We start from the raw sequence: 25,036 nt of genomic DNA on the forward strand, positions 1-25,036 counted from the left end.
ACAGGAAAAGCAACGCTTTCTTCAATATTTAAGCTATAAATGTAATACCTTTACAGAAGATGTGACGTCCTCTGTGTTTGGTAAGGCCATGTTGGTTCTCTTTCAAGAAAGCTATAGTTTAGAAGAACGATCCCAAATGGACTTAAAAGAATTGGCTGATTATCTACGTGTCAAGGGCAAGAATCGTTCCCCAGATGCTGAACAAGTAGCCAAATCAATTCAAAAAGCTGCGCGTTCGTCTTATAGATTAGACAAGGTTGTGGAAGATTCTATTGATGCGATTCTTGCCACGTCTATCACCTTAATTCGCACTAAAAAGGAGCGTAATAAATGAAGCATAATTAGCTTCTAAATCCTTTAACAGATTACCAGTAAATTTTCTGTTTTTTGCTGGTTTAGCTTCGTGTTGCTTTTTTTAAGTGAATTGCACCTTGATAATCAAATAGTTATTTATTTTTCTTTTGACATACTACCGCAGGTCTTTATCAAACATTGTTTACTGTACCATATATATTATGGCTGTTAAAAAAATATGTCAAACTTGTTACGGTTTTCTAAATTGTTTGTACCCCATCTTAAGTATTAGTTATTTTATCATAGTTTGTAATAACTTGTTATTTTAAGTCTATATTTCTGCGATAAAAGTCATGAAAAGACATAGGAAAAAGAGATATTAGCAAGCAATATAGATAAAAATGATTAGGTGAATTTTTCCAGGAAATTTTATAGCAGATTGAGTGTTGTTGCAATCATATTTATTAAAAAATCATACAAATCATACAAACTTCAGAAGTAACTTTACAATCTTTTAATGCACAGTTAATCACAAATTAATACTACACTATTATACTTGTAAGTGAAGATAATAGTGACCACTTACTTTAGACTATTATCCCCTATTTAAAAATTGGGAAGGAGAATTTAAATGAGAGTTGCTTTAATGGGAGATTTACATTATCCAGCAATTGACGAAACAGTTCCAGGATTGGCCGATGCACACAGCAGGTTTTTTCAGTCATTGATTGAGCACTTTTTAGAAATTGATGCTCATATGCACGTATCCATTGGGGATCTAACAAACTTTGGCCATGCCTCTGAACTAATCGGAGTTTACAATCTTTTAAACCAAAGGGATAGAAACTTTTACCATGCCTTAGGCAATCACGATTTATACGCACTCCCAAGAAAAGACGTGCTCACACTTACTGGACAATGCCGATATCATACTATTTCAACAGATGAAGCAATATTCGCCTTCTTGGATACTGCCAGAGAAATGGACCTAGAAGATTATGGGGGCTGGATTGACGACGAGCAACTGCAGTGGTTTGAAAATATAGTTCAAACATCAGGAACAAAACCATTATTCGTGTTTGCACATCATCCTGTTTATAATACAACAAAAAACTCTGAACTTGATAAAAGTTCTATACATCCAAGTATTGATATGTGGAAAATTTTAGAGCAAAAGGAAGGTATTGGCGTATATTTAAACGGTCATACACATGTCGATTCTATTGTCCAAGAAAAGAATTGGACATTTCTCCAAACCTCTGCCTGTCTTGATCAACAATCATTCAGGATCATCGATATTGAAAAAGAAGAAATAAACATCGCTTCACTTGATATTATTGATAAAGACTTAACAGAAAGTGCCTCTATTATTTACAATAATATCAATTATTTTAGACACAATCCGAATGCCCGTGGACAAGAGTCGGACCGACAATGTCGCATCCCTTTGCTGCCCATGATAGACCAAACTTCATAGAATAAATTTATCCTTACAATAAAATACTAATATGTTACAACATAAACACCCAAATATCACCTGGAAGCAGCCCATAAATACGGAAGAAAAAGGGAAACTGAACTTGATGATATTTGGGTATTTATTAATTTTTTATCCTTTACCTCAACCATTTTATCCTGTTTTTCCTAATAAATAGAAATGTAATCAAAGACATACAAGTTATAAAGAGTGATAAGAAAAAGGAAGGCGGATAATAAACAAGCGTAATTTTATTCATTCCTTCTTTTAATGCAATACCAATAAAAGCGTAATTAGCTTGTTTTACCTCTTTTTCCTTACCATTAATATAAACACGCCATCCTTTTTCATATGGAATGGGCAATGTCATATACTGTTGGTTTGTTTGATTATCATACGATATATTCACTTTGTTTCCTGACCATGAAATTGGTACATTAGAGTTGCTTTCATTTTTTTTCTTTGCTGATTCAAGTAATTGATAGTCTTCCCCATACAACTCTAAGTTACTCAATTTGTATTTGCCTTTAGGAAGGCGAATGGAAATACTTTTATCCTTTGGAACCCTGATGGTGATTTTATTCCTATTTGTTTTATAAATAGAATCATTCGATTTCCGGTACGTTTCAAAGTCATTTACCATTAAGCGGAATTCATCAATTTTATCATGGGATCGTTGACTTTTTTCCAAACTCTTTAAATAAAATGATACATAATAATCTTTAACAGCTGGGTTTGTTTGTTCAGGAATGAGATTCAATCCCCCTTCTTCAGCTGTCACATCTAACACATTTCCCTCATATGTAGCACCAACTTCTTTTACCTTTGTCTGCCTAATGATGTTCTCATTTTCAGGTACCGTTTCCCCCTTTATATCGTCATCATTTAAAATAATCCCTTGTAACATCGCCCTCTCTTTTGCCACTGGGGAAGCATTCATTAAATCCTTTTCAAGAAAAACAGTATCTGTTGTTCGAATAGACGGTAGTTGGTTTTGATTCTTATAGGCAACATAGTTTCCTTCTTTGAAAATTTGTTCAAACCCGTATGGGATTAAACTTTTTTCTTCTTTTGCAATATAGTATTTTCCCCCGAGTATGCTATACAGATTCGCGCGATCTCCCAATGATGCGTAGCGGCTTACACTTTCTCTTCCCATATCAATTTCTAAATCATATAAATAAAAATAAAGCAAATGCTTGTTTAAAATGCTCGAATACACACTTAAACCTTTAAAATCCTGGACAATTGGTGTATTATTTCTAGTTTCTATCATCCAGTCAATCCTGGCAAATGGATCATTCTCCTTTTGCTTAATTTGCTTTATTAAATCACGTTGATTTTTCCCGTTATATTCCTCGCTCAACAAAAATTCTTTAGATACTGTTTGAACATCCCCTCCTTCGGAAATGGTGTCTTTCTGATAAAAATTTGCTATGTATAAGTTGGTTGCCAGAATTGTTAATGAAAAGAATGCTAGCATCTTCCGATTTTTAAAAAAACCGTACAATAGAAAAGGAACAACGATAAAAATAGCCGCAACAGCCTCATAAGCATCTTTTAATGAAGAAAAAACAAGCGTTTCATCATCTAGATAAAAAGCAACATACAAACCAAATGCACCGCCTAATGCTACACCCATTTGCCACCATTTGACTTTATGCATCAGCTGCAAGCCTGAAGCAGCTGTCCCTCCGGCTGCTAAAGCCAAAAAATATTCCCAGCGATATTGTGGTGCAGAAAATCCATTAAAAACACTAGCAACCATTGGACTGAAATGCATGAAGATAGTGATTATAGTTAATCCAGCAAAAAGGGAAAATAAACGGTTTTTGTAAAACGAAAACATAAATAAGCATAAAATAACAAAGGCTGGGATAATAATAATTCTACCATCTAAAAGTGGGTTATCCGGAAAACTGTATAACGGTACCTGTTCCTCATATGGAGGACGATGATTATTCAGATACCCATAAACAGCTGGGATAAAAGACACGGCACTAATCCCTAATCCAACTAAACCGCTCCAAATATATGTTTTTATTTGCTGTATTTTACCTGTCTCATCCTGTATCTGCGGTACACTCCAACGCACCAAAATGTAAATTGCTGCAAGCAAAAAATGAACATAGGAAAAATAAAAGTTATCAAACAGGCTAATAGAGACAATCAGTGTAAATAAGCCTGGTTTCTTTTCCCTCATAATTTTTTCAATTCCAAGTAATAGCAATGGGAGCCACAACATAGCATCTGCGAAAAATTCCCAGTATGTAACATGCCTGAAGTAAATGACACTTGTTCCGTATAATGCTGCCCCAATATACGCCGGAATAATTTCCAGCTTCATATAACGGAAAAACAAAGTGGTAAATGAGATAATGAGTGCCATCCGAATGACACTAATAATCAAAGTAATATTTGCCCAATAAAAAATATCAGGCTCTTCCATCAGATGAAGAAGTTCTAGTAAAAATGTAATCAAAGTTGTTATCAGAAAGATAATCGATGTAGAAAAATAATAGCTTAATTGAGAATATATCCCTCCCCCTAATCCAAATGCATTGGAATAAAAAAAATTCCCATTTGTATATTCATCATAAAGCAACTTTTTAAAGGGTAGCATTTGTGAAAGACCATCATTGATTCCCGTCATATAACGCCCATCCATCCACTCTTTCACAAAAAACAAATGACTAAAAAAGGCCACTACTAAACTGATTACAAAAAGAGAAATAAACAGACACAAGCCTGGGTATTTTTGCAGTTTTTCTCTCCAACCTGATATTTTTCTTAACATGACGGCTTCAAAACTTTTCCCGTAGTTATGAATGTGGCGGGAACCGTGAAACATACTGCTATAATTGGAGCAATGCTGCTTTCTATTCTAAGAATATCAACAAAAAGAAACAGAAGAACCGTCGATAGTCCCGTATTAACCACCTGAGTTAGCGGGAATCGAAGAAACTTTCTTAATGTAGGTTTTATTTTATATGTAAAAAATGAATTTAAAAAGAAAGATCCCACTAGACTAACAAAAAACCCTAGAGTGTGTGCTAAAAAATAGTGAAGTTGGAAAACAGACAGACACAAAATATAAATGAGATAATAATGAAGCGTGTTAATACCCCCTACTATTATAAATTTTGTAAATTCATTGTTGATGTATCGCATACTGTTCCCTCTCTTCAATATTTGTCTGTTTAACCAAATAATGTGGTCTCTTTTTTGTTTCACTATAAATACGGCCAATATATTCTCCAATAACGCCCAGACAAATAAGTTGGATCCCCCCTAAAAATAGAATGGCAAATAATGCTATAAAGTAACTAGGAACAGAAACACCATTATTCCATACACGAAAATAAGTAGTTACCAAATAGACTAGCGATAAAATTAATATAATAGCACCGAAATATACACAAATTCTTAACGGCTTTCTGTTAAACGAAACAATCCCATCAATTCCGTAATTCAACAGCTTTGAGAAAGTCCATTTTGTCTTTCCGTTTTCCCGTTCAATATTATCATAGCAGACGGTTGTCTGGTCTAACCCGATCCAAGAGTATAACCCTTTTGAAAATCGATTGCCCTCACTAAGCAACAAAAGAGAGTTGACTGCTCTTCGGCTTAATAACCGAAAGTCCCCCTCACCATCTGCTAACTCAACATCAATGGCTTTATTTACAAAGCGGTAATACAGGGAAGTAAGCAGCGAGCGTACACGAGATTCACCCTTACGATTGCGTTTAGCAATTACCTGATCATATCCATCTTCAAATCCCTTTATCAGTTTATGAATCAGGAAAGGGGGATGCTGCAAATCAGCATCCATTAGGATAACTGCTTCCCCAACAGCATGCTCCAACCCAGCTAATACTGCTGATTCCTTGCCAAAATTCCGTGTAAAAGACAAGTATTTCACTTCCGGATAATCAAATGCCAAGCTTTGAATCGTTTCTATCGTTCCGTCCGTACTGCCATCATCAATAAAAAGTACTTCATAATCATAATATTTATAGTGCAACTGAACCATTTCTCTTCTGATTGCTTCAAGCACAGCGGCAACATTTAAAGCTTCATTAAAAGAGGGAATAATAAAGGAAACTGTTAATTGTTTCATCGTTTCACCTACTTTTTATTTTTAAATACCCGTAATTCATTTGTTTTTTCCGTTGAAACGACAGGACGATGTTCTAAGCCTATAAATTCGCTTTTCGCTTTCTTAACATCTTCTATCATTATTTCTGGGCGGTTGGTTGTAATGTGGATGTTTCCACTTATTCCCTTCATACGATTTAGAGATCCGACGTCATCGATCGTCCATGCCACAAGTTGCACACACTTATCTTGAAACAATTCTACTAATTCCTTAGTAATAAACCTATGCTGGATTGATAGATAGCTAGCTCCTGTATAATCTACTTGCTCAGCTAGCATTGTTAACCGTCCTGTGAAAACCAAGCCTATTTCAACTTTCGGATCATATTCTTTCACTTTTCTTACTGATTCATGGTCAAAAGAAATAACTACTACTTGATGATACATGTTATATTTATTGATGAGCTCGGCAACTTTTTCTTCCAGTCCCACATACAACTCACCCATTTGCTTTAACTCAATCAAAAGCCGCTTTTTTCCCTTTGCTAATGCCATTACTTCTTCCAATAAAGGGATCTTTTGTCCAACAAATTGCGGTCCAAATGATATTCCTGCATCCAGTTGAACTAAATCAAGTGCACTTTGTGTACTTACTGGGCCTTTCCCATTCGTAGTACGTTCCAGTGTATGGTCATGAATGACAACAGGGACCCCGTCTTTAGAAAGATGCACATCTAGTTCAATCGCAGAAATTTTTGATTCATTCAGAGCTAGTATAAATGCAGCTATTGTATTCTCAGGTGCTCTACTCGACCATCCGCGGTGTGCAATGCAACTATTCATCCCTTACACTCCCCTTTTCATGGATTATCATTTTACTTTATACCTGTATAAACAAAGGCACGGATAATTTGGCGTTGTGCGAAGAAAAATACAATTAATATTGGAATAACAAGGATCATATTCCCTGCCATAAGAATATGCCAGGCAACACCACCCTCTACTTCACGAAGCTTTGCAATTCCCAATGGAAGCGTTCGTGTCACATCACTTGTTGTCATGACAAGTGGCCAGAAATAATCATTCCAGTGTGTAATAAAACTAAAAAGTCCGAACGTTATCAATACTGGTTTAGCAATAGGTATCATAATTTTTAAAATAATTTTCCATTCACTTGCCCCATCCAAACGTGCAGCTTCCAACAATTCTTCTGGTACCTGTTTAAACGATTGGCGCAGCAAAAAGATACCAAACGCACTGGAAGCAAAGGGGAGAATTAGTGCCCAAAGTGTATCAAGCAGCCCCCATGCACTAAATTGTAAGTAGACTGGCAGAAATATGAGTTGTGCAGGGATCATCAATGTAATCATTGTAAGTGCAAAAAAGAATTTATTGCCTTTAAATTGATACCTGGCAAAAGCATATGCTGCAGGTATAATAGTCAAAAATTGCAAGATTAATATACTTATTGAAACAAATATACTGTTCTTAAAATAGGTTAAAAAAGGTCCAGAATTCCATGCAGCAGTAAAATTCTCCCAATGTAGACTTTCCGGCAGCCATGCAGGAGGAAAAATCATTGTCTCCCCTAACGATTTGAACGATGTAGATATCATCCAGACAAATGGAAATGCAAAAATACTGACAACAATGAGAATCCCTATACCATTCAGGAGTTTATACGGAATGGTAGTATTCATTTAACTCCCTTCCTTCCTTATTGATAATGTACACGGCGGGCGAGCAATCGGAAATACATGATCGTAAATATGCTAATAATAACGAGCAAGATAACACCAGCTGCTGAAGCGTACCCGATTTTAAAGAAACGGAATCCATATTCATAAATGTAATAAACAAATGTATTGGTGGAATTAATAGGACCACCCTGAGTCATGATCGAAATTGTTTCAAATACCTGAAACGAATTAATGATACCTATAATCGTCAGGAAAAACAAAGTAGGTGAGAGCATCGGCAATGTCAGCTTAATAAACGTACGAATTCTATTCGTTCCATCCAATGCAGCCGCTTCATAAATATCACGTGGAATACTCTGCAGCCCTGCTATAAAAATTAGCGTATTAAAACCAATTCCTTTCCAAATTGCAACGATAGCAAGAGATAGAAGTGATGTGCTCGGGTCTGTCAACCAAGGAACACTCGGGAGACCAAACAAGTTTAAAAACCAGTTTAAGAGTCCATAATCCGTATCCATTAACCACATCCACAACATTGAAATAGAAACAAGCGATATAATGTGCGGACTGAAGATGGCTCCTTGAACAAATCCATATATTGTCCCTGATTTATTAAGCCAAACAGCGAGTATCAGTGCTATAATAATCGTTAATGATACGGTTAAAGCTGTATATACAAACGTGTTTTGCATCACTTCAATAAACTCTTTTTCAGAAACAAGGTTTGTAAAATTAGCTGTACCAACAAAGTTTTTCTCCGGGCTAACGAAGTTCCAATCATGCATACTTAAATAAATCATGTAGCAGATCGGGTAGATGAAAAACAAACTAAATACTAGAATTGCTGGAGAGATCATTAGATAAGGACGAATCTTATTCCACGTCATAATTAGGCTCCACCTGCTAAAGCAGTATCCATTTGTCTAGTGGAGACAGAACGATATCGCTTCCCTTCCTGGTCGAAGAAGTATAGCTTTTCGTATGGAATGGAAACCAAGAGTTCTTTAGCATTCTCAAAAGGAGGAATAAAGCTTTTTATATGCATAACTCCAGCTTCATTTTTTACTGTATAAATCGTTTCAGCTCCTAATGTTTCCATTGTTATAATCTCACTGGCCAGTTTGAGGTAACCGGCGTCCTTCTCTTTTTCTGTAAGAGCTAGTAATGCATGTTCAGGTCGGAAACCAACAAATTTAACTTTTCTGCTTAAATTGGATAAATGATCTTTTACCTTGTTGTATTCAAAGATATTCATTGCCGGTGTTCCAATAAATTCAGCTGTGAAGATATTATTTGGCTCATGGTATACGTTCATCGGGCTCCCCATTTGCTGAATGGTTCCTTTATTTAAAATAGCAATCTCATCACCCATCGACATTGCTTCCACCTGATCGTGGGTAACGTAAACAAACGTAGTTCCTAATTTTTTATGCAGTTGAATTAGTTCAGACCGCATTTGGCTGCGCAGCTTTGCATCTAAGTTCGACAGCGGTTCATCTAAAATAAAAACTTTCGGCTTTTTAACCATAGCACGTGCTAAGGCAACACGTTGCCTTTGTCCCCCTGATAATTTATTTGGCTTTTTATCAAGGTAGTCTGTCAAGCCGACAATCTCTGAGATTTCTCTAATCAATTTCTCCCGTTCCTTCTTAGGAACCTTTTTATTTTTAAGACCGAACTCTATATTTCCCTTCACAGTCATCGTTGGATACAAAGCATAATTTTGAAAAACCATTGCAATATTTCGTTTCCCAGGGGGGAGGTCATTGACACACTCATCCCCGATCCAAATATCCCCACTAGACTGCTGCTCAAGTCCAGCAATCATTCGGAGCGTAGTTGACTTGCCACAACCTGAAGGGCCTACCAGCACAGTAAAAGACCCATCACGAATCGTTACATTTAGATTCTTCACTACCTCCTCTTCTTTAAACTTTTTTGATATATTTTTCAGTATGATCTCCGCCATACGTACCATCTCCTTTTAAAAAAGAATTATCGCATTACGAAGGGCTGGCAATTCAAAACGCTCTCCTTTTGCGCCAAACGCCACAATATTAATGGCAAAGTAAACCCTATATCATTGTTGAAGCATTCCATTTGCTTTTTCAGCTGCAGTATCTAATGCTTCTTGAGGGTCTAAATCTTCATCAAGCAGTGTTCTTAAAATCTCATCTTGAAGTGTCATCGAAATCTCTGGATACGCTTCTTCCATTGGCCGTGCGTGACCATATTCCAATTGATCGACTGCCACTTTAAATTGAGGCATTTCTTTATATAATTCTTTCATTTCTTCAGATTCTACCGCTGATAAACGGCTTGGTAGATACCCCGTATATTTACTTGCAAAAATCGTCTGTTCTTTTGCAGTCATCCATTTAATAAATTCCCAAGCAGCGTTCTGCTTTTCTTTATCCAACCCAGCTGTCATAACCATATTCGCACCACCTGTTGGAACAGCATGCGTTTCATTGGATGGCATGAATGCTGTATTTAACGCAAAGTCATTATCCTCTGCAAGTGTAAGCATGTAAGAGAGGTCTGCAGTGGATGAAAAGATCATAGCCGCACGTTCGTTAGCAAAGTCCTGCTTGGCAATATCTCCCGCTTCATCTCCTTCAGGAACTTTAACATATTCTTTGTCTTCAATTTTTTTCCAAAATTCAAGCGCTTCTACACCAGCATCCCCATTGAATTCTACTTCCGTTCCGTCATCCGAAATCATTTGTCCGCCACTTTGTGCGACAAATGCTTCATAAAACCAAATCCCAGCCGGCATACTCATACCAACATGCTCTCCTTCTTTTGTAAGCTTTTTTAAGTACGTTTCAAATTCTTCCCACGTTTTCGGTCCTTCAGGGTCTAATCCAGCCTCTTTTAGCATTGTCGTATTCATATAAAGAATTGGTGTACTCCGTAAATAAGGTAAACCATATAATTCATCATCCACATAAGAGTTCCCCATAAGTCCTGGGATAAAATCACCGAGATTTATATCGTCATTCTCAACAAATGGAGTTAAATTTTCTGTCATTCCTGATTTTGCAAATACACCAATTGATGCGATTTCATTTAACGTTACTTCAGGAGCATTTCCCGCTGCGAATGCTGCCTGTGTTTTCGCATGAAGATCTTCATATGTACCTTGGTATTCCGCAGTCACATGAATTTCATCCTGAGATTCATTAAACATTTCAGTTAGTTTTTCATTGTTTTCTCCAATTTTATCTCCCCACGCGTACCAATATGTAATTTCTACTTTGTCTCCACTTGCTTTGGCTGTCTTATCACTTGAGGAATTTTTTTCGTCTTTATTAGACTGACATGCAACGGACATAAAGATAATAAATGTTACAACCATCGCGAATAGTATTTTTCTCAATGATCATTCCTCCATTTTTAGTATTAGAAAAATCTCCTTCATCAATGCTTTGACACATCTTTATTAAACTGCCTCACCTCCAACATAACCATTTAAATCCAGTATTGCCTCTCTTTAATAACTAGCTTATCAACTGACTATTAAGGTAGTATTAAGATGCCATAAATAAAATGTAAAGATTATGAAAATAGAAAAATATCTATCCCTTCTAATATTGAAAATTAAAAAGCGGCTGTGTATCTCAGGACGGAACCTGGGATACAGCCGCTTTTTAATTGCGTAAAATAATATATACGATATATATAAGGTAGCCAAAAACAAGGAGCATTCCTTCTATTTTCCCAATTTTATAATTCGTTCTTGAAAAAATAAGTAGTAATACGGTCAGAAAAATCAGTACAAGTAGATCTATAAACACCTTCCCATCAACCACCAACGGGGATATAACAGATGCTGAACCTAATACAAATAGAATGTTAAAGATATTACTTCCAACGATATTACCTAAAGCTATCTCACTTTGCTTTTTCAGCGCAGCAGCAATAGATGTGACTAGTTCAGGAAGTGAAGTTCCTATAGCTATAATCGTTAAACCAACTAGTGTTTCACTCATTCCAAGGGAATAGGCAATCTTTGTACCATTTCTAACAACCATTTCCCCGCCCAAAATAATACCAGCTAGTCCCAATACAGCGAATAAGATACTCTTTCCCCACTTTACACTATCCGGTATTTTTCTATCGTCTGCTTTTTGTCTGTTCTTCATTGCAACCTCAAAGACGTAATAAATAAAAATACTTAAAAACAATAAAAATATGAGACCATCACTACGGGTTAATGCGTTATTATCAAATCCTTGTAATATCATATCACTACTAAGAACAAGTAATACAACACTGGCTAAAAGTGTAAACGGAATTTCCTTTTTTGTAGTCTCACTTTCGACTTTTAAAGGATATATAAATGCCGCAATGCCAACAACAAGCGTAATATTAAAAATACTGCTTCCAATAACATTCCCCAATGAAACGCCGGCATTTCCTTTTAGCGCTGCAATAATACTTACAGTTGCCTCCGGTGAACTTGTCCCGAATGCAACAATTGTCAATCCAATTAACACTGGAGATATCCGGAGTAATGTTGCAATATTCGATGAACCATCAACAAATAAATCTGCACCTTTAATTAGCAATACAAACCCAATTAATAAGAAAATATAAGCCATAAATAATTGTCCTTTTCTAATTAGTATCCTATTAATTTAATCATACCCTCTTTATTGTAATACATTCATTGTATCAAAAAGAGACCTACATAAAATGCGGATATCTACATACTTTCCAAACGCTTAATACGATCATCTGTTGATGGATGTGTTGCCCAAAGGCTGCTGCTTTTTCTCCTAGTTTTGCGCCGTTTGCCTCCAAATGGACTGACAATGTACATGGATGCAGTTGCCTCTTTTGCGTCTTTTACATCTTTAGGTACACCACTAATTTTCTTTAAAGCACGAATCAAACCAACAGGATTACGTGTGAATTCAACTGCTGTAGCGTCTGCTAAGTATTCTCGATTCCTTGAAACAGCCAGCTTGACAAATTGAGCCGCAATAGGAGCTAAAATAACAAAAATGAGTGCTACTAGTATGAGAATCGGATTCGCTTTCCGATTTCCACCACCACGGCGTCCTCCGCCAAATAACATAGCACGCGAACCAATATTTGCGATAAGTATAATAACCCCTACTAATGCTACACAAATGGTCATCAACCTTATATCGTAGTTACGAATATGTGCAAGCTCGTGAGCAACAACACCCGATAATTCTTCACGGTTTAGTTTTTCCAATAAACCAGTCGTAAATGCCACCGATCCTTTTTCCGGCTTTATCCCGGTTGCAAAAGCATTCGGTACTGGGTCACTTACAATATAAACTTTTGGCATCGGGATGCGAGCAGCGATCGACAATTCCTCTACAATATCAAACAACTCCGGATGATCGCCTTTCTTGATTTCTTTTGCACCAGACATGTTGAGAACTTGAGAACTGGCAGTCATATAAGTGACTGGAATATAAATTGCAAGCACAATAAGAGTAATGATGATTCCAGTAATCGAGTCGTTATTTACCAAATAGCCGATCGCCCACCCTAAAGCAAGTACAAGTAAACTAAATAAAGCAACGAGAAAAATTGTTTTACGTTTATTCTGTAAAATTTGTTTATAAAGCATAACGATCCCCCATTAAAAATTCACAGTAGGTGCTTCGCGCTCTTCTTCTGGAATCGTCAACTGTTCTTCCTTTTTAAAGCCAAATATACCTGCGATTAAATTACTTGGAAAAGATTCACGTTTTATATTATATTCAGCTACGGTTTTGTTATAAAGCTGACGGGAATAAGCAACTTTATTTTCTGTTGAAGTTAGTTCCTCCTGGAGTTTTAAAAAGTTTTGATTTGCTTTAAGGTCGGGATATGACTCCTTTAAAGCAAAGATGGACTTTAATGCTCCCTGAATCTGATTATCTGCTTCTATACGCTCTTGTGGTGATCCTTGAACGAGCTGATTACGCGCCTGAATCACATTCTCTAATGTTTCTCTCTCATGTTCAGCGTAGCCTTTTACTGTATTGACCAAATTAGGAATAAGATCATACCGCCGTTTTAATTGAACATCGATCTGACTCCATGATTCCTTAACCCAATTACGATATTTAACAAAACTGTTATAACTTGAAATACCGTAAATTACGATAATCGCAACAATAACAGCGATTATAATCGTAATGATCATAATAGCTTCACCCTCTCGTAAATTATTACTATATCTTAGTCATTATACCATCTGATCATTAACTGTAAATAAACAGCACAAGCGAACTTCCCTTTTATTTGTATGCCCCGTTCAATTGAATTATCATGAGTTTATAACCGATACGAAACAGTTCTTTGAAAGGATGATTTATTCATGATTGTTAGAGAGCACCCTAATCATTTCATTATGATTGAACAAGATAACCATGCCCAGCTTTCTGGTGAAATGATAGCAAACTGGAATGACTCTCTTTTCATTGATACGAAGTTTAAAAAAACGGTTGAATTTGCCATCTTTCATCATGATTGCGGCTGGAAATCATTCGATAAACAACCATTTTGGAACGATGAAAAAATGGCCCCTTTTACCTTTACTAATTTCCCGATTCTTCCTAAAACTGTACTTTATAAGCATGGGATTGATGAGGTTGAAAAAGAAGATGAATACGCAGCTCTCCTATGTAGTATGCATTACATGCGATTTTTATTAAATCGTAGAACCCAGGAAGCAAAGATTTTTGTACAAAAGGAAAAAGAACGCAGAAACCGAATTATCCGCTCCTTATCAACATTTGATAGCTACTTATTTGATTTTCACTATGGCCTTCTTCAGCTTTGTGATAATTTATCTTTATATATTTGTTTAAATGAACCTGGTACCTCAAAAGAAGAGGAACATTTCTTTTACCGAGATGGTATTCCGCTCTCCACTTCCTTACACGGCTTTCAACAGGATAAACTAAAAACCGAGTGGGTGGACAAAGATACCGTTACAATAAATGAATTTCCTTTTGCTAGTAAGCTTACACTTACGTTAAAGCAAAAAGTAATCTCTAAAAAATTAATAGCAAATAAAGGGTTGGACAAGAGCTATCAAGATGCACCATATGAACATGTAAAGATTCGCCTCGTTCCTTAGGTTAGTATACTGACGCTCGCATCATCATGACATCGTTCGCTTTTTCCAGCAAAATCCCTATTGTCTTTTATTCAAAAAAAGGTATAATAAAATAGTTTTTAAATATCACCGTGGTTCGAAACCATCCCACGTAAAAAAACTAGGGGGAAATATTTATGAATGTTAAAACACTTGTTAACAATGGACTGTTGGCAGCACTTTATATAGCAGTTTCTGTGCTGGTACAGCCATTTGGATTTACGAATATACAATTTCGCCTGTCTGAGTTGTTCAACCATCTCATTGTATTCAATAAAAAGTATTTCTTAGGAATCACATTAGGTGTGTTCTTAGCTAATCTCTTCCTCTCTCCACTTGGTATCTATGATTTGATATTCGGGGTAGGACAATCTGTTATTTCACTGCTCATGACCATGGGAGTTGGAAGATTCATTGAAAGTATATGGGTGCGCATGATTGCAAACACAATCATTTTTTCATTTAATATGTTTATCATCGCAATTATGCTGAATTTAGCTTTAGGGTTACCGTTTCTGATTACTTGGCTGACTACTGCAATTGGCGAATTTGTAGTAATGGCTCTAGGAATACCTATTATTTATGCACTTCATAAACGAATGCATTTTGATAAATTAGTATAAGCATTGATCCTTTTAAAGGCATCTCTTTATTCATGATGAGATGTCCTTCTTACATATTGATTAACGATGAAAGAAATTAGTTTGATCTATATTTGGGCAATCATGACCAAAGCTCTGGTACCGTAACAAATTCATAACCTTTCTTTTTTAGATATGGAATAATCTGATCTAGTGCTTCAGCTGTTCCTGATAGATCTTGTGACCAATGCCCTGCACTATGCATCAAAATAATCGCACCAGGATGAACATAATTAAGTATATTTTGTTTTATTTTTTCTGGAGTCAAACTTTTCCAGTCCTCTGAATCAATCGACCAGCCTATGCCACGATAACCCATTTCCCCTAGTTTCTCTACCAGATCTTCATTCATTGCACCATAAGGAGCACGGAATAAGTCTGTTACATTGTTCGTTAACTCCTTCAATTCCTTTTCGTTTTTTTCTATTTCCCATGCCAAATTTTGTTTACCAGTTTTTGTCAGGTCCGGATGCCAATATGTATGATTCCCAATGATATGGCCTTCTCGGTCTATTCTTTTTACCATCTCCGGATACTTATGAACGCGAGTACCTAGTAGAAAAAAGGTCGCCTTGACATTATGTTTCTTTAATACTTCTAAGACTTGCGGTGTAAAACGCTGATCGGGCCCATCATCAAAAGTTAATGCAATCACCTTTTTATCCGTCTTTCCTTTATAAAGCATAATATCTGGATACTTCGTCTGCAAAGGGTACATGGAAGCTTGAACTGGTATATGAAAATGAACCGCCATGCTGAAAATGATGATAACAATCACAAACTGTATTTTACTGCATCTTTGTAATAACATGAATACCCCACTCTTTCGTCATTTCTTTTAGGTGCTCCATATACCCCTTACTTTAACACTATAGGAAGAGGAATATTCATGGACACGATCTCTATTTTACTATTCCTAAAGTCACTTAAATGGTTGAGTTATCAATATCTTTTCTCAAATTAAAATATTATGAATTATGTTAGAATAGTATTAAAATAAACTGGTATTAGGGAAGGAGTGCGCATGAAGAGATTAGCCGTTTTATTTTCATTAGGAATACTCTTTATGACAATGGTAGGTTGTAGTACGGAAAAAGAATCCAGTCAGCATAAACCTGGAAATACGGATGACATACAATTCAATCAAGAAGACTACAAAGAAATTATACCTTCTAATAATGAATTGGGGTTTAACTTATTCTCAGAACTCAAGACAGACGAGTATTTGAATACTTTCATCTCACCAACAAGCTTATTCCTGTCATTATCCATGCTCTATAATGGAGCACATGGTGTTACGCAAAAAGAAATAGCAGAGGTATTAGGGGTGGAGGATACCGAAGTTCAAAAGTTAAACGAAGCAAATGCATCATTGATGTCCATCATGGATAAGAAATCCAATCATGTAAAACTGTTCTTAGCTAATGCTATGTGGCTTAATGAAGACTTTCAATTCCAAGAGGATTTTGTACATCCAATCAAAAGTTATTTTCATGCTGAAGCGAATGCGATTGACATACATGATACTAAATCTGCAGATAAAATAAATAATTGGGTAAAAAATGCTACAAATGACAAAATTGAACAAATTGCAGATAAACCATTAAATCCTGATTTAATATCTATCCTTACAAACGCGATTTACTTTAAAGGGAGCTGGACATATCCATTTGATCAAAAACAGACAAAGGATGGAACGTTTCATCTTAGCGAAAAATCAAAAAAAGATGTATCATTCATGAAACTAACAGAAGACCTCGAGTATCTGAATGATAAAGAATTTCAAGCAGTGTCTCTCCCATACGGTGAAGAGGAAATGAGCATGAAGGTGTTTCTTCCAAAAAAGAACAGCAGTTTAAAAGAATTCGAAGAAATGTTATCAAGTAAAAATTGGAAGGTGTGGAATTCGGAATTTCAAACAAAAAAAGGGACAATTATTCTTCCTAAGTTTCAGATTGACTATGAAACCTCATTGAATAAAACATTGCAGCAACTAGGTATGGAATCAGCATTTAATAAAGACGCCAATTTTAGCCGAATGATCCAGGGAAATGATCCCGTATGGATTGGCCAAGTGAAACAAAAAACATATATTGACGTCAATGAAGAAGGGACAGAAGCATCTGCAGCAACATCTACAGAAATGGAAACAACATCAGCACCCGTTAATAAACCATTCCAGATGAAAGTAAACCGACCATTCTTCATCGCCATCACCGATGATGAAACGGGAGCCATCTTATTCATAGGCAGTATTTATCAACCATAGCGGGGCTGTTTTTCAGTCCCGCCTATGTATTTTATTGCTTTTTCTCTTCCAAGTGCTGAGCTAATATCACCGTAATATTGTTTTCCAAGCGACCCTCGTAAAATATAAGGGACATTTCCCCAATCGTTACATATAATACTACAAACTGATGTAAAGGATGATGAAAATGTCCATTCAAACACTTCCTGTCTCCATTCAAACAATGGTCATAAAACGGCCGGGAACTACGATTTACTATCCTCAAGTATATGGTTTGCAAGAGATGCATGTACAACAATACATTAATCAAACGATTTATCAACTGGTACGTGCATTAATACAATATCAATATCAGCAACAAGGTACTAACACATTCGCTGACATGATTGGTACATTCGAAATTAAAACGAATGAGCGTAATCTACTTAGTTTAACCCTAACAAACTATGCAATGGCTGACCATCATGCACATGGACTCACGCTGATGAAATCCCTAACATTCGATATTCAAACAGGGGAAAATTATACGCTTCAAGACCTATTTAAGCCTAACAGTAATTATATCCATGTCCTTTCTAAGCATGTCGAGCATCAAATACAGGAAAGGGACATACAACTTTTAAATGGGTTTTCTAGTATTTCACCTGACCAGGACTTCTATATTGCTGACAAGACGCTTGTTCTCTATTTCCAGCTTTATGAAATTACCCCATACTATGTAGGCCTTCCAATGTTCCCTATTTCCATTTATACATTGCAACACATTATCCCCGAAAATGGACTGCTAGAACGGATGATAAATTAAAGGGACTGTCCCTCACCACTTTCGCACTTTAGTAAAGTGGGGGACTGTCCCCTTATTTATTCTTTAATTCATTTTGTAATTCTTTTAGCGTATCGTTGAGGTCCTTCATCATCACTTCCATTCCTTCTTTTTTTGGCATGTCTTCAGGTAAATATATTGGATCACCGTATATAATTTTTGGCTTAAACCGCTTAAATAAGTCCTTAAAATTATTGGGTCCATGATAGGCCACTGGGATAATCGGAACCTTAGAACTCGCCGCAATTGTAACAGCTCCTCTTTTTAACGGCACCTCTTCACTTGTTCTAGTTCCGCTTGGAAAAATACCGACAACTTTGTTCTCTTTTAATAACTTTTTTGGAACTTTTATCGTACTTGGACCGGGATTTTCACGATCTACTGGAAAGGCATTTAAGTTTCTCATGAGCCATTTTAGAAAAGGGGTCTGAAATAATTCCTTTTTTGCCATATAATGGATTTGAATAGGCAAAATCGAAATACCGAGCCAAAGTATGTCTACCCAACCTGTATGTGTACACGCTATAACAGACCCACCTGAACGTGGCATTTTATCTTTATTATAAATTTTTAACCGTCCAAATAAACTAAGTATGATTTTTAAGGCATGTGCTGAAAAAGAATACATTTGTTAAACTCCTTTGCAAAACTGCGTGTTGATATTCTACACCTATTTTAACACAAAGTTATATTACCTGGTACTAATATTTAAGGAAATCACCTTTCCCTGATTCAATGTTGTCAAACATAAATACGTTCGCGTTTTCATGTTTGCTTTTTTATTTTTCTTGTCCTCTTTTATGTAACTATAATTTAACCTCCCAGGAATAATTAATTCCCCTTAGGAAAACGTAATCATATAAATTATAAACAACAAAACATAACTATGTAAGAAAAGGATGGTTATCCAGTGAATGAAGATAAATCAAAAAACTTAAAAGCTCATGACCAAAACGATAGTGATCAGACGCTAACAACTAGACAAGGTCATCCGGTTACCAACAATCAAAACATAAGAACCGTTGGAAATCGTGGACCTGCAACATTAGAGAATTATGATTTCATTGAAAAAATGAGTCACTTTGACAGAGAAAAGATACCAGAACGTATTGTCCATGCACGCGGTGCTGGTGCACACGGTTATTTTGAAACATATGGAACAGTTGGTGATGAACCAGTATCAAAATATACACGAGCAAAAGTTTTTCAGGAAAAGGGAAAACAAACTCCTGTGTTTGTACGATTTTCAACAGTTGTTAATGGGAAGCACTCGCCGGAAACAGTTCGGGATCCCAGAGGGTTTGCAATAAAATTTTATACGGAAGATGGAATTTGGGACTTGGTCGGAAACAATATAAAGATCTTTTTTATTCGAGATGCCATGAAGTTTCCTGATATGATCCATGCGTTTAGACCTGATCCAGTCACGAATATACAGGATAGCGAGCGTTTTTTTGATTTTTGTGCAAACTCACCTGAATCCTTTCATATGGTTACATTTATCTATTCTCCGTGGGGTATCCCTGCAAACTACCGGATGATGCAAGGGTCAGGTGTTAATACGTATAGGTGGATAAATGACAAAGGAGAAGCAGTTCTCGTTAAATACCACTGGGAACCCAAACAAGAAATTAAAAACTTAACGGTAAAAGAGGCAAATGAGATTCAAGCTACGAACTTCAGTCATGCTACACAAGATTTATATGAGGCAATTGAACACGGTGACTATCCAGAGTGGGAACTTTTTGTACAAATTATGAGTGATGATGCACATCCTGAACTGGATTTTGATCCCTTAGATGATACAAAGTTATGGCCTAATGATCAATTTCCTTGGTTGCCTGTTGGTAAATTAGTGTTAAATAAGAATCCAGAAAATTACTTTACAGAAGTAGAACAATCCGCATTTGGTACTGGCGTTCTTGTTGATGGACTTGACTTTTCTGATGATAAAATGTTACAGGGAAGGACTTTCTCTTACTCAGATACACAACGCTACAGATTAGGTGCAAACTATTTACAAATTCCAATTAATGCTGCGAAAAAACATGTTGCAACAAACCAAGAGGGAGGCAGTTCACGATATGAGAATGATAAGGGTCCAAAGCAAAATCCACACATCAATTATGAACCATCCATATTAGGTGGTCTAGAGGAAGCAGAACAAATTGGTAAGGAACATTCACCAAGAGTTGAAGGAAATCTAGTTCGTAAATCAATTGACCGAAATGATAATACAAAACAGGCTGGTGAAACATATCGCTGGTTTGAAGACTGGGAAAAGGATGAGTTAATTTCTAATCTCGTCGGCGATCTTTCCGAGTGTGACAAACGGATTCAAGATAAAATGGTCGCTTTAGCAGAATCAGCAGATGAAGAATACGGTCGCCGTTTAAGAGAAGGATTAGCTAATAAAGTTAAAGACGGATCAAGCAGGAACCCTCTAGGCAATAAAGACGCCGAAAAAGCACCTGATGAGGCTATTGAAAAAGGCCAAGATGCTGAACCTTATTAATAAAATAAAAGGAGCCAGTGTTCATTTTGAGGAACATTGGCTCCTTTGTTATTTAGACATACAGATAGAAAGAGGCACCAATAATTTTCCTTCTTTATCTGAAAAAAAATCTTTGTTATTTCAAATATTAGTTATTCAAATGGAAGAACTTGTATAATAGAAAGTACAAAGCATGCATATAGTGGGTGTATGGAGGTGAAATTTTGAACGCATCAAACATTATTACTAAGTTAAAAAACCGTAATCCATCCATTCTTGGACAAGAAAAATTCCGCAAATATGCTATACTGCTCCCGCTCATTGAAATAGGAGAAGAAACTTATATTTTGTTTGAGGTCCGTTCCATGAATTTGCGCAGTCAACCTGGAGATATTTGCTTTCCAGGAGGGAAAGTTGATAAGGACGATAAAAATCAACGACAGACCGCAATCCGGGAGACTTCAGAGGAACTTAGGATTTCTGAAGCAGATATCTATGATGTAATTCCACTCGACTATATGGTCTCTGACTTCGGAAGAATCATCTATCCCTTTATAGGCAGAATTAAAAACATTAAACAGATTACACCGAACAAAGATGAAGTTGAAGAAGTATTTACCGTACCACTTTCCTATTTCCTCAAAACAAATCCGAAGAAGTATAAAGTGAATTTCGAAGTAATTCCAGAAGAAAGTTTCCCTTATGACTTAATTATTGGCGGAGAAAATTATAATTGGCGAACTCGTCAAATCGACGAGATATTTTATAAATATAATGAAAGAGTAATTTGGGGATTAACCGCAAAAATATTAACCCACTTTATATCCTTACTTCAAAAGGAATAATTCTTTTAACTGTGTGTACTAGATTCATAGAATCAGTACGTGAAGCATTAAAAGTGAAAAGCCATGATCATTTTGTGATCGTGGCTTTCTAGCTATCATTCATATGACTTTAATACATCTTGATATTCGTTTCCCGCTTTTGAAAATCAATATCTTGATAATACGTATTTTTAACGAGTAGATTTGGTCCCAAACATTTTACCGCTGGACAATGACAGTTAAGGCTTTTTGCTGTAGATGATGCCATCCACCGATCATAAGCTTCTGGTAAAGATGTATTTTGAATGTTTCCTAGCGATGGTTCCTCATCACCAAAATCAGTTACAATGACATCTCCGGTAAAAATATTTACATTTAATCGAGAACGTCCATCTGGATCATTTCTGATGCTAACATTTTTTTGTCGGTAAAGGCGTTTAAGCAATTCCAAATCCTCTTCCGTTGAACTGCAAGGATAAAAAGGAAGCGTACCAAACATCATCCAGATACCTTCGTTGCGATGATCAAGCAATCGTTTAATGGCAGTTCGAATACCATCTAAATGGAGTGTTTCAAGTCTGCTGGCGAAATCAACTGGATACATCGGGTGAATTTCATGACGAGAACACCCCATTTCAATAACATGATCATGAATACTTTCAAGATACGGGAACGTGCGCTTATTTAGCATCGTTTCTGCTGACACCATAACTCCTTCACTTGATAGACGCTGAGCATTTTCAACCATGCGCTCAAAGTAGTTTTTCCGGTTTTCCGCGGAAGGCTTCCGTTCCATGTTGGCAAATCCAGTTTCTACAAATTCTTCAACAGTCCCCCAGTTATGTGATATATGTAGTACATCTAAATAAGGAATAATCGACGTATACCTATCATAAGGCAGCGTTAAATTAGAGTTGATTTGTGTTTTCACACCGCGATTATGCGCATATTCAAGCAATGGAAGGACATCATTTCTTATCGACTTCTTGGACATCATCGGTTCTCCGCCTGTAATACTAAGCGTACGAAGATATGGGATCTCATCTAGTCGCCTTAAGATAAGGTCCATCGGCAAAGACTCTGGATCACGATGCTGTAATGTGTATCCAACAGCACAGTGTGCGCAGCGCATGTTACAAAGGGTTGTTGTCGTAAATTCAATATTGGACAGGGTCATCTGTCCATGCTCTTCAACATCCATATAAGCTTCCCACGGATCGTTGGCAGGAGACATCGCCTGCAGATTTTCTTTTAGATTCATCTATGAAACTTCCTTTCAATATTCATGTTTAAATATCATGACTTATACATGAAAAATTTCTAGAATCCTTTCATTCCTCTATCCAATTTTATCATGACCGTCAATTATTGTTCTTTTCCCTAACATCACCCTATGAATGTTACATCTAAAATAAAACCATTTAAAAATGCGTGCACTTTACTTTTCACCTGCTTTATCAGAAAATCATATATGGGGGCTTATCCCCTGACACATAAAGTGCTAACGCAGTGGGTGGGGGACAAACCCCGAACAAGAAGGAGTTTAATTGCATGAAGAATGAACAAAATGGTCTTGGGTCTTTTTTTTCACTTTTATTGTCGACGAATATTCCGAAGCTGTCTCTTACGATTGGTTTAATCGCAAGTGTTGTTACAACGCTTGCAGGGCTAATCGTTCCCATACTGACAAAAAATTTAATAGATGGTTTTTCGATATCATCGCTAAGTGTTCCTCTCATTGTGGCGATAGTTGCAGCGTTTATTACGCAAGCGATCGTCAATGGATTATCGATTTATCTGTTAACGGCAGTTGGACAAAAAATAGTTGCCAAACTACGAGAAAACATGTGGCTAAAGCTCACCCGGCTGCCAGTCAGCTATTTCGATAAGACATCCAGCGGGGAAACAGTAAGTCGGGTTGTGAATGACACAAGCATTGTTAAGGACCTTATATCGGAACACTTTCCGCAATTTATAACTGGAATGATCTCCATTATAGGTGCGATTGCTATTTTACTCGTTATGGATTGGAAAATGACAGTAATTATGCTTCTCTCCGTTCCTGTTACGATAGCGATTATGATTCCACTTGGAAGAAAAATGGCGAAAATATCACGCGGTCTTCAAGATGAAACAGCCATGTTTACAGGGAACGTCCAACAAACACTTAGCGAAATTCGCTTGATGAAAGCCTCTAACGCAGAAAAAGATGCGGAAAGAAAGGGTATAGCCGGGATAAAAAGTTTACTTGGATTCGGATTAAAAGAGGCACGTATCTTTGCTTTTATTGCACCGTTAATGCATCTTGTCATCATGGTCGTCATTGTCATGATTATTGGCTATGGTGGCATACGTGTTGCAAGCGGAACAATGTCTACCGGCTCCCTTGTTGCCTTTTTGCTTTACCTTTTCCAAATCATTATGCCTATTACTACTTTTGCCATGTTTTTCACTCAATTACAAAAAGCAAAAGGGGCGACCGAACGGATTATTTCTATACTTGAACTGCCTTTGGAAGAAGGTCAGGATGGATTAGATATCGATATTGCAAATAAAACCCTTCACGTTAATGATGTATCATTTGCATATACTGCGAATGAACTTGTCCTTCAGAACGTATCATTTACAGCCGAACCCGGTGAAATGGTTGCTTTCGCTGGCCCAAGTGGTGGTGGCAAAACGACCATATTCGGATTGCTGGAGCGCTTTTACGAGCCATGCAGTGGCGAAATTCGAATCGGTAATACATCCATTAAAAAACTATCAATACAATCCTGGCGAAGTCAAATCGGCTATGTTCCCCAAGAAAGTGCGATGATGACTGGTACAATTCGTGAAAACTTATGTTATGGCTTAGAAGATTGGAATGAAATATCCGATAATCGTCTGTGGGAAGTAGCTGAAATGGCGTACGCAGCACAATTTATTAAGTCTTTTCCGGATGGACTAGATACAGAGATTGGTGAACGAGGAATAAAACTTTCGGGTGGACAAAGGCAACGGATCGCTATTGCCCGGGCTTTTCTAAGGGATCCCAATATTCTTTTGATGGACGAAGCAACTGCAAGCCTAGATAGTCAATCAGAAAAGGTTGTTCAGCAAGCGCTAGAAAAACTTATGAAAGGAAGAACAACATTCGTGATTGCTCACAGGCTATCAACAATTGTAGACGCTGATAAAATACTGTTTATCGAGAATGGACGGATAACTGGAAGTGGAACACATCAAGAATTAATACAATCCCATACATTATACCGAGCGTTTGCGGAGCAGCAATTGACATGAGAAAATGTTCGATTCTTTGG

Annotated in this window: 22 protein-coding genes, 1 pseudogene and 1 riboswitch; of the genes and pseudogenes, 9 read left to right on the forward strand and 14 right to left on the reverse strand. The window is 36.7% G+C overall.

The window, feature by feature from the left end:
• A pseudogene (locus tag J2Z81_RS07285) lies at positions 1-331 on the forward strand (IS110 family transposase); the annotation flags it as partial.
• A gap of 594 nt (positions 332-925) precedes the next feature.
• A complete protein-coding gene (locus J2Z81_RS07290) occupies positions 926-1,771 on the forward strand; it encodes a metallophosphoesterase family protein (protein ID WP_029269566.1) in 846 nt (281 codons plus the stop codon).
• A gap of 139 nt (positions 1,772-1,910) precedes the next feature.
• Here the strand turns inward: J2Z81_RS07290 and J2Z81_RS07295 are convergent, their stop codons facing one another.
• The 11 genes from J2Z81_RS07295 to J2Z81_RS07345 form a co-directional block, all read right to left on the reverse strand.
• Entirely contained in the window at positions 1,911-4,622 is a 2,712-nt protein-coding gene (locus J2Z81_RS07295; protein WP_390337227.1) for a YfhO family protein, read from the reverse strand.
• Positions 4,562-4,942, reverse strand: coding sequence for a GtrA family protein (locus tag J2Z81_RS07300; protein ID WP_226371030.1), 381 nt, complete (start codon positions 4,940-4,942; stop codon positions 4,562-4,564). Before J2Z81_RS07300 ends, J2Z81_RS07295 begins: the two co-directional genes overlap by 61 nt.
• Positions 4,923-5,891, reverse strand: coding sequence for a glycosyltransferase family 2 protein (locus J2Z81_RS07305; protein ID WP_226371031.1), 969 nt, complete (start codon positions 5,889-5,891; stop codon positions 4,923-4,925). The genes J2Z81_RS07300 and J2Z81_RS07305 overlap by 20 nt, the downstream gene beginning before the upstream one ends.
• Positions 5,892-5,899: 8 nt before the next feature.
• Positions 5,900-6,712, reverse strand: a complete 813-nt coding sequence (locus J2Z81_RS07310; RefSeq protein WP_084179229.1) for a glycerophosphodiester phosphodiesterase — start codon at positions 6,710-6,712, stop codon at positions 5,900-5,902.
• Positions 6,713-6,744: 32 nt separating this feature from the next.
• The gene (locus tag J2Z81_RS07315; RefSeq protein ID WP_029269559.1) at positions 6,745-7,569 is read right to left on the reverse strand and encodes a carbohydrate ABC transporter permease; all 825 of its coding nucleotides are present in this window, start codon (positions 7,567-7,569) and stop codon (positions 6,745-6,747) included.
• 17 nt (positions 7,570-7,586) lie between these two features.
• Positions 7,587-8,456 carry a carbohydrate ABC transporter permease gene (locus tag J2Z81_RS07320; protein ID WP_029269557.1) on the reverse strand — a complete coding sequence of 290 codons (870 nt, stop codon included), beginning with the start codon at positions 8,454-8,456 and terminating at the stop codon, positions 7,587-7,589.
• Positions 8,457-8,458: 2 nt separating this feature from the next.
• Positions 8,459-9,538 carry an ABC transporter ATP-binding protein gene (locus J2Z81_RS07325; RefSeq protein ID WP_226371032.1) on the reverse strand — a complete coding sequence of 360 codons (1,080 nt, stop codon included), beginning with the start codon at positions 9,536-9,538 and terminating at the stop codon, positions 8,459-8,461.
• Positions 9,539-9,649: 111 nt separating this feature from the next.
• Entirely contained in the window at positions 9,650-10,951 is a 1,302-nt protein-coding gene (locus J2Z81_RS07330; RefSeq protein ID WP_051681474.1) for an ABC transporter substrate-binding protein, read from the reverse strand.
• 271 nt (positions 10,952-11,222) lie between these two features.
• A complete protein-coding gene (locus J2Z81_RS07335) occupies positions 11,223-12,176 on the reverse strand; it encodes a calcium/sodium antiporter (protein ID WP_226371033.1) in 954 nt (317 codons plus the stop codon).
• A gap of 104 nt (positions 12,177-12,280) precedes the next feature.
• On the reverse strand, positions 12,281-13,183 hold the full coding sequence (gene htpX, locus J2Z81_RS07340; protein ID WP_029269551.1) for a zinc metalloprotease HtpX: 903 nt from the start codon (positions 13,181-13,183) through the stop codon (positions 12,281-12,283).
• 12 nt (positions 13,184-13,195) lie between these two features.
• Positions 13,196-13,744 carry a LemA family protein gene (locus J2Z81_RS07345; protein WP_029269550.1) on the reverse strand — a complete coding sequence of 183 codons (549 nt, stop codon included), beginning with the start codon at positions 13,742-13,744 and terminating at the stop codon, positions 13,196-13,198.
• A gap of 174 nt (positions 13,745-13,918) precedes the next feature.
• Here J2Z81_RS07345 and J2Z81_RS07350 point away from each other — a divergent pair, with 174 nt between their 5' ends.
• On the forward strand, positions 13,919-14,683 hold the full coding sequence (locus tag J2Z81_RS07350) for a DUF3891 family protein (protein ID WP_029269549.1): 765 nt from the start codon (positions 13,919-13,921) through the stop codon (positions 14,681-14,683).
• Between the two features lie 104 nt (positions 14,684-14,787).
• Positions 14,788-14,832, forward strand: a riboswitch (PreQ1 riboswitch).
• Between the two features lie 6 nt (positions 14,833-14,838).
• Positions 14,839-15,324 carry a QueT transporter family protein gene (locus tag J2Z81_RS07355; protein WP_029269547.1) on the forward strand — a complete coding sequence of 162 codons (486 nt, stop codon included), beginning with the start codon at positions 14,839-14,841 and terminating at the stop codon, positions 15,322-15,324.
• 100 nt (positions 15,325-15,424) lie between these two features.
• Here the strand turns inward: J2Z81_RS07355 and J2Z81_RS07360 are convergent, their stop codons facing one another.
• Positions 15,425-16,153 carry a polysaccharide deacetylase family protein gene (locus tag J2Z81_RS07360; protein ID WP_029269546.1) on the reverse strand — a complete coding sequence of 243 codons (729 nt, stop codon included), beginning with the start codon at positions 16,151-16,153 and terminating at the stop codon, positions 15,425-15,427.
• A gap of 213 nt (positions 16,154-16,366) precedes the next feature.
• On the opposite strand from J2Z81_RS07360, the gene J2Z81_RS07365 reads away from it, so the two are divergent.
• Positions 16,367-17,611, forward strand: coding sequence for a serpin family protein (locus J2Z81_RS07365; protein ID WP_051681473.1), 1,245 nt, complete (start codon positions 16,367-16,369; stop codon positions 17,609-17,611).
• Positions 17,612-17,777: 166 nt separating this feature from the next.
• Positions 17,778-18,395, forward strand: a complete 618-nt coding sequence (locus J2Z81_RS07370; protein WP_029269542.1) for a DUF3298 and DUF4163 domain-containing protein — start codon at positions 17,778-17,780, stop codon at positions 18,393-18,395.
• Between the two features lie 52 nt (positions 18,396-18,447).
• Here the strand turns inward: J2Z81_RS07370 and J2Z81_RS07375 are convergent, their stop codons facing one another.
• Positions 18,448-19,041: a lysophospholipid acyltransferase family protein gene (locus tag J2Z81_RS07375; protein WP_029269540.1), complete on the reverse strand. Its 594-nt coding sequence runs from the start codon at positions 19,039-19,041 to the stop codon at positions 18,448-18,450.
• Between the two features lie 282 nt (positions 19,042-19,323).
• On the opposite strand from J2Z81_RS07375, the gene J2Z81_RS07380 reads away from it, so the two are divergent.
• Together J2Z81_RS07380 and J2Z81_RS07385 are read left to right on the forward strand one after the other, a co-directional pair.
• The gene (locus J2Z81_RS07380) at positions 19,324-20,928 is read left to right on the forward strand and encodes a catalase (protein ID WP_226371034.1); all 1,605 of its coding nucleotides are present in this window, start codon (positions 19,324-19,326) and stop codon (positions 20,926-20,928) included.
• A 203-nt stretch (positions 20,929-21,131) separates the two neighbouring features.
• On the forward strand, positions 21,132-21,752 hold the full coding sequence (locus tag J2Z81_RS07385; RefSeq protein WP_226371035.1) for an NUDIX hydrolase: 621 nt from the start codon (positions 21,132-21,134) through the stop codon (positions 21,750-21,752).
• Between the two features lie 109 nt (positions 21,753-21,861).
• On the opposite strand, the gene yfkAB is transcribed toward J2Z81_RS07385, so the two are convergent.
• A complete protein-coding gene (yfkAB, locus tag J2Z81_RS07390) occupies positions 21,862-22,992 on the reverse strand; it encodes a radical SAM/CxCxxxxC motif protein YfkAB (protein ID WP_226371036.1) in 1,131 nt (376 codons plus the stop codon).
• Between the two features lie 290 nt (positions 22,993-23,282).
• On the opposite strand from yfkAB, the gene J2Z81_RS07395 reads away from it, so the two are divergent.
• A complete protein-coding gene (locus J2Z81_RS07395) occupies positions 23,283-25,016 on the forward strand; it encodes an ABC transporter ATP-binding protein (RefSeq protein WP_226371037.1) in 1,734 nt (577 codons plus the stop codon).
• Positions 25,017-25,036 lie beyond the last annotated feature (20 nt).

Source organism: Virgibacillus alimentarius, assembly GCF_017874635.1.
GTDB classification, from domain to species: Bacteria; Bacillota; Bacilli; order Bacillales; family Amphibacillaceae; genus Virgibacillus_B; species Virgibacillus_B alimentarius.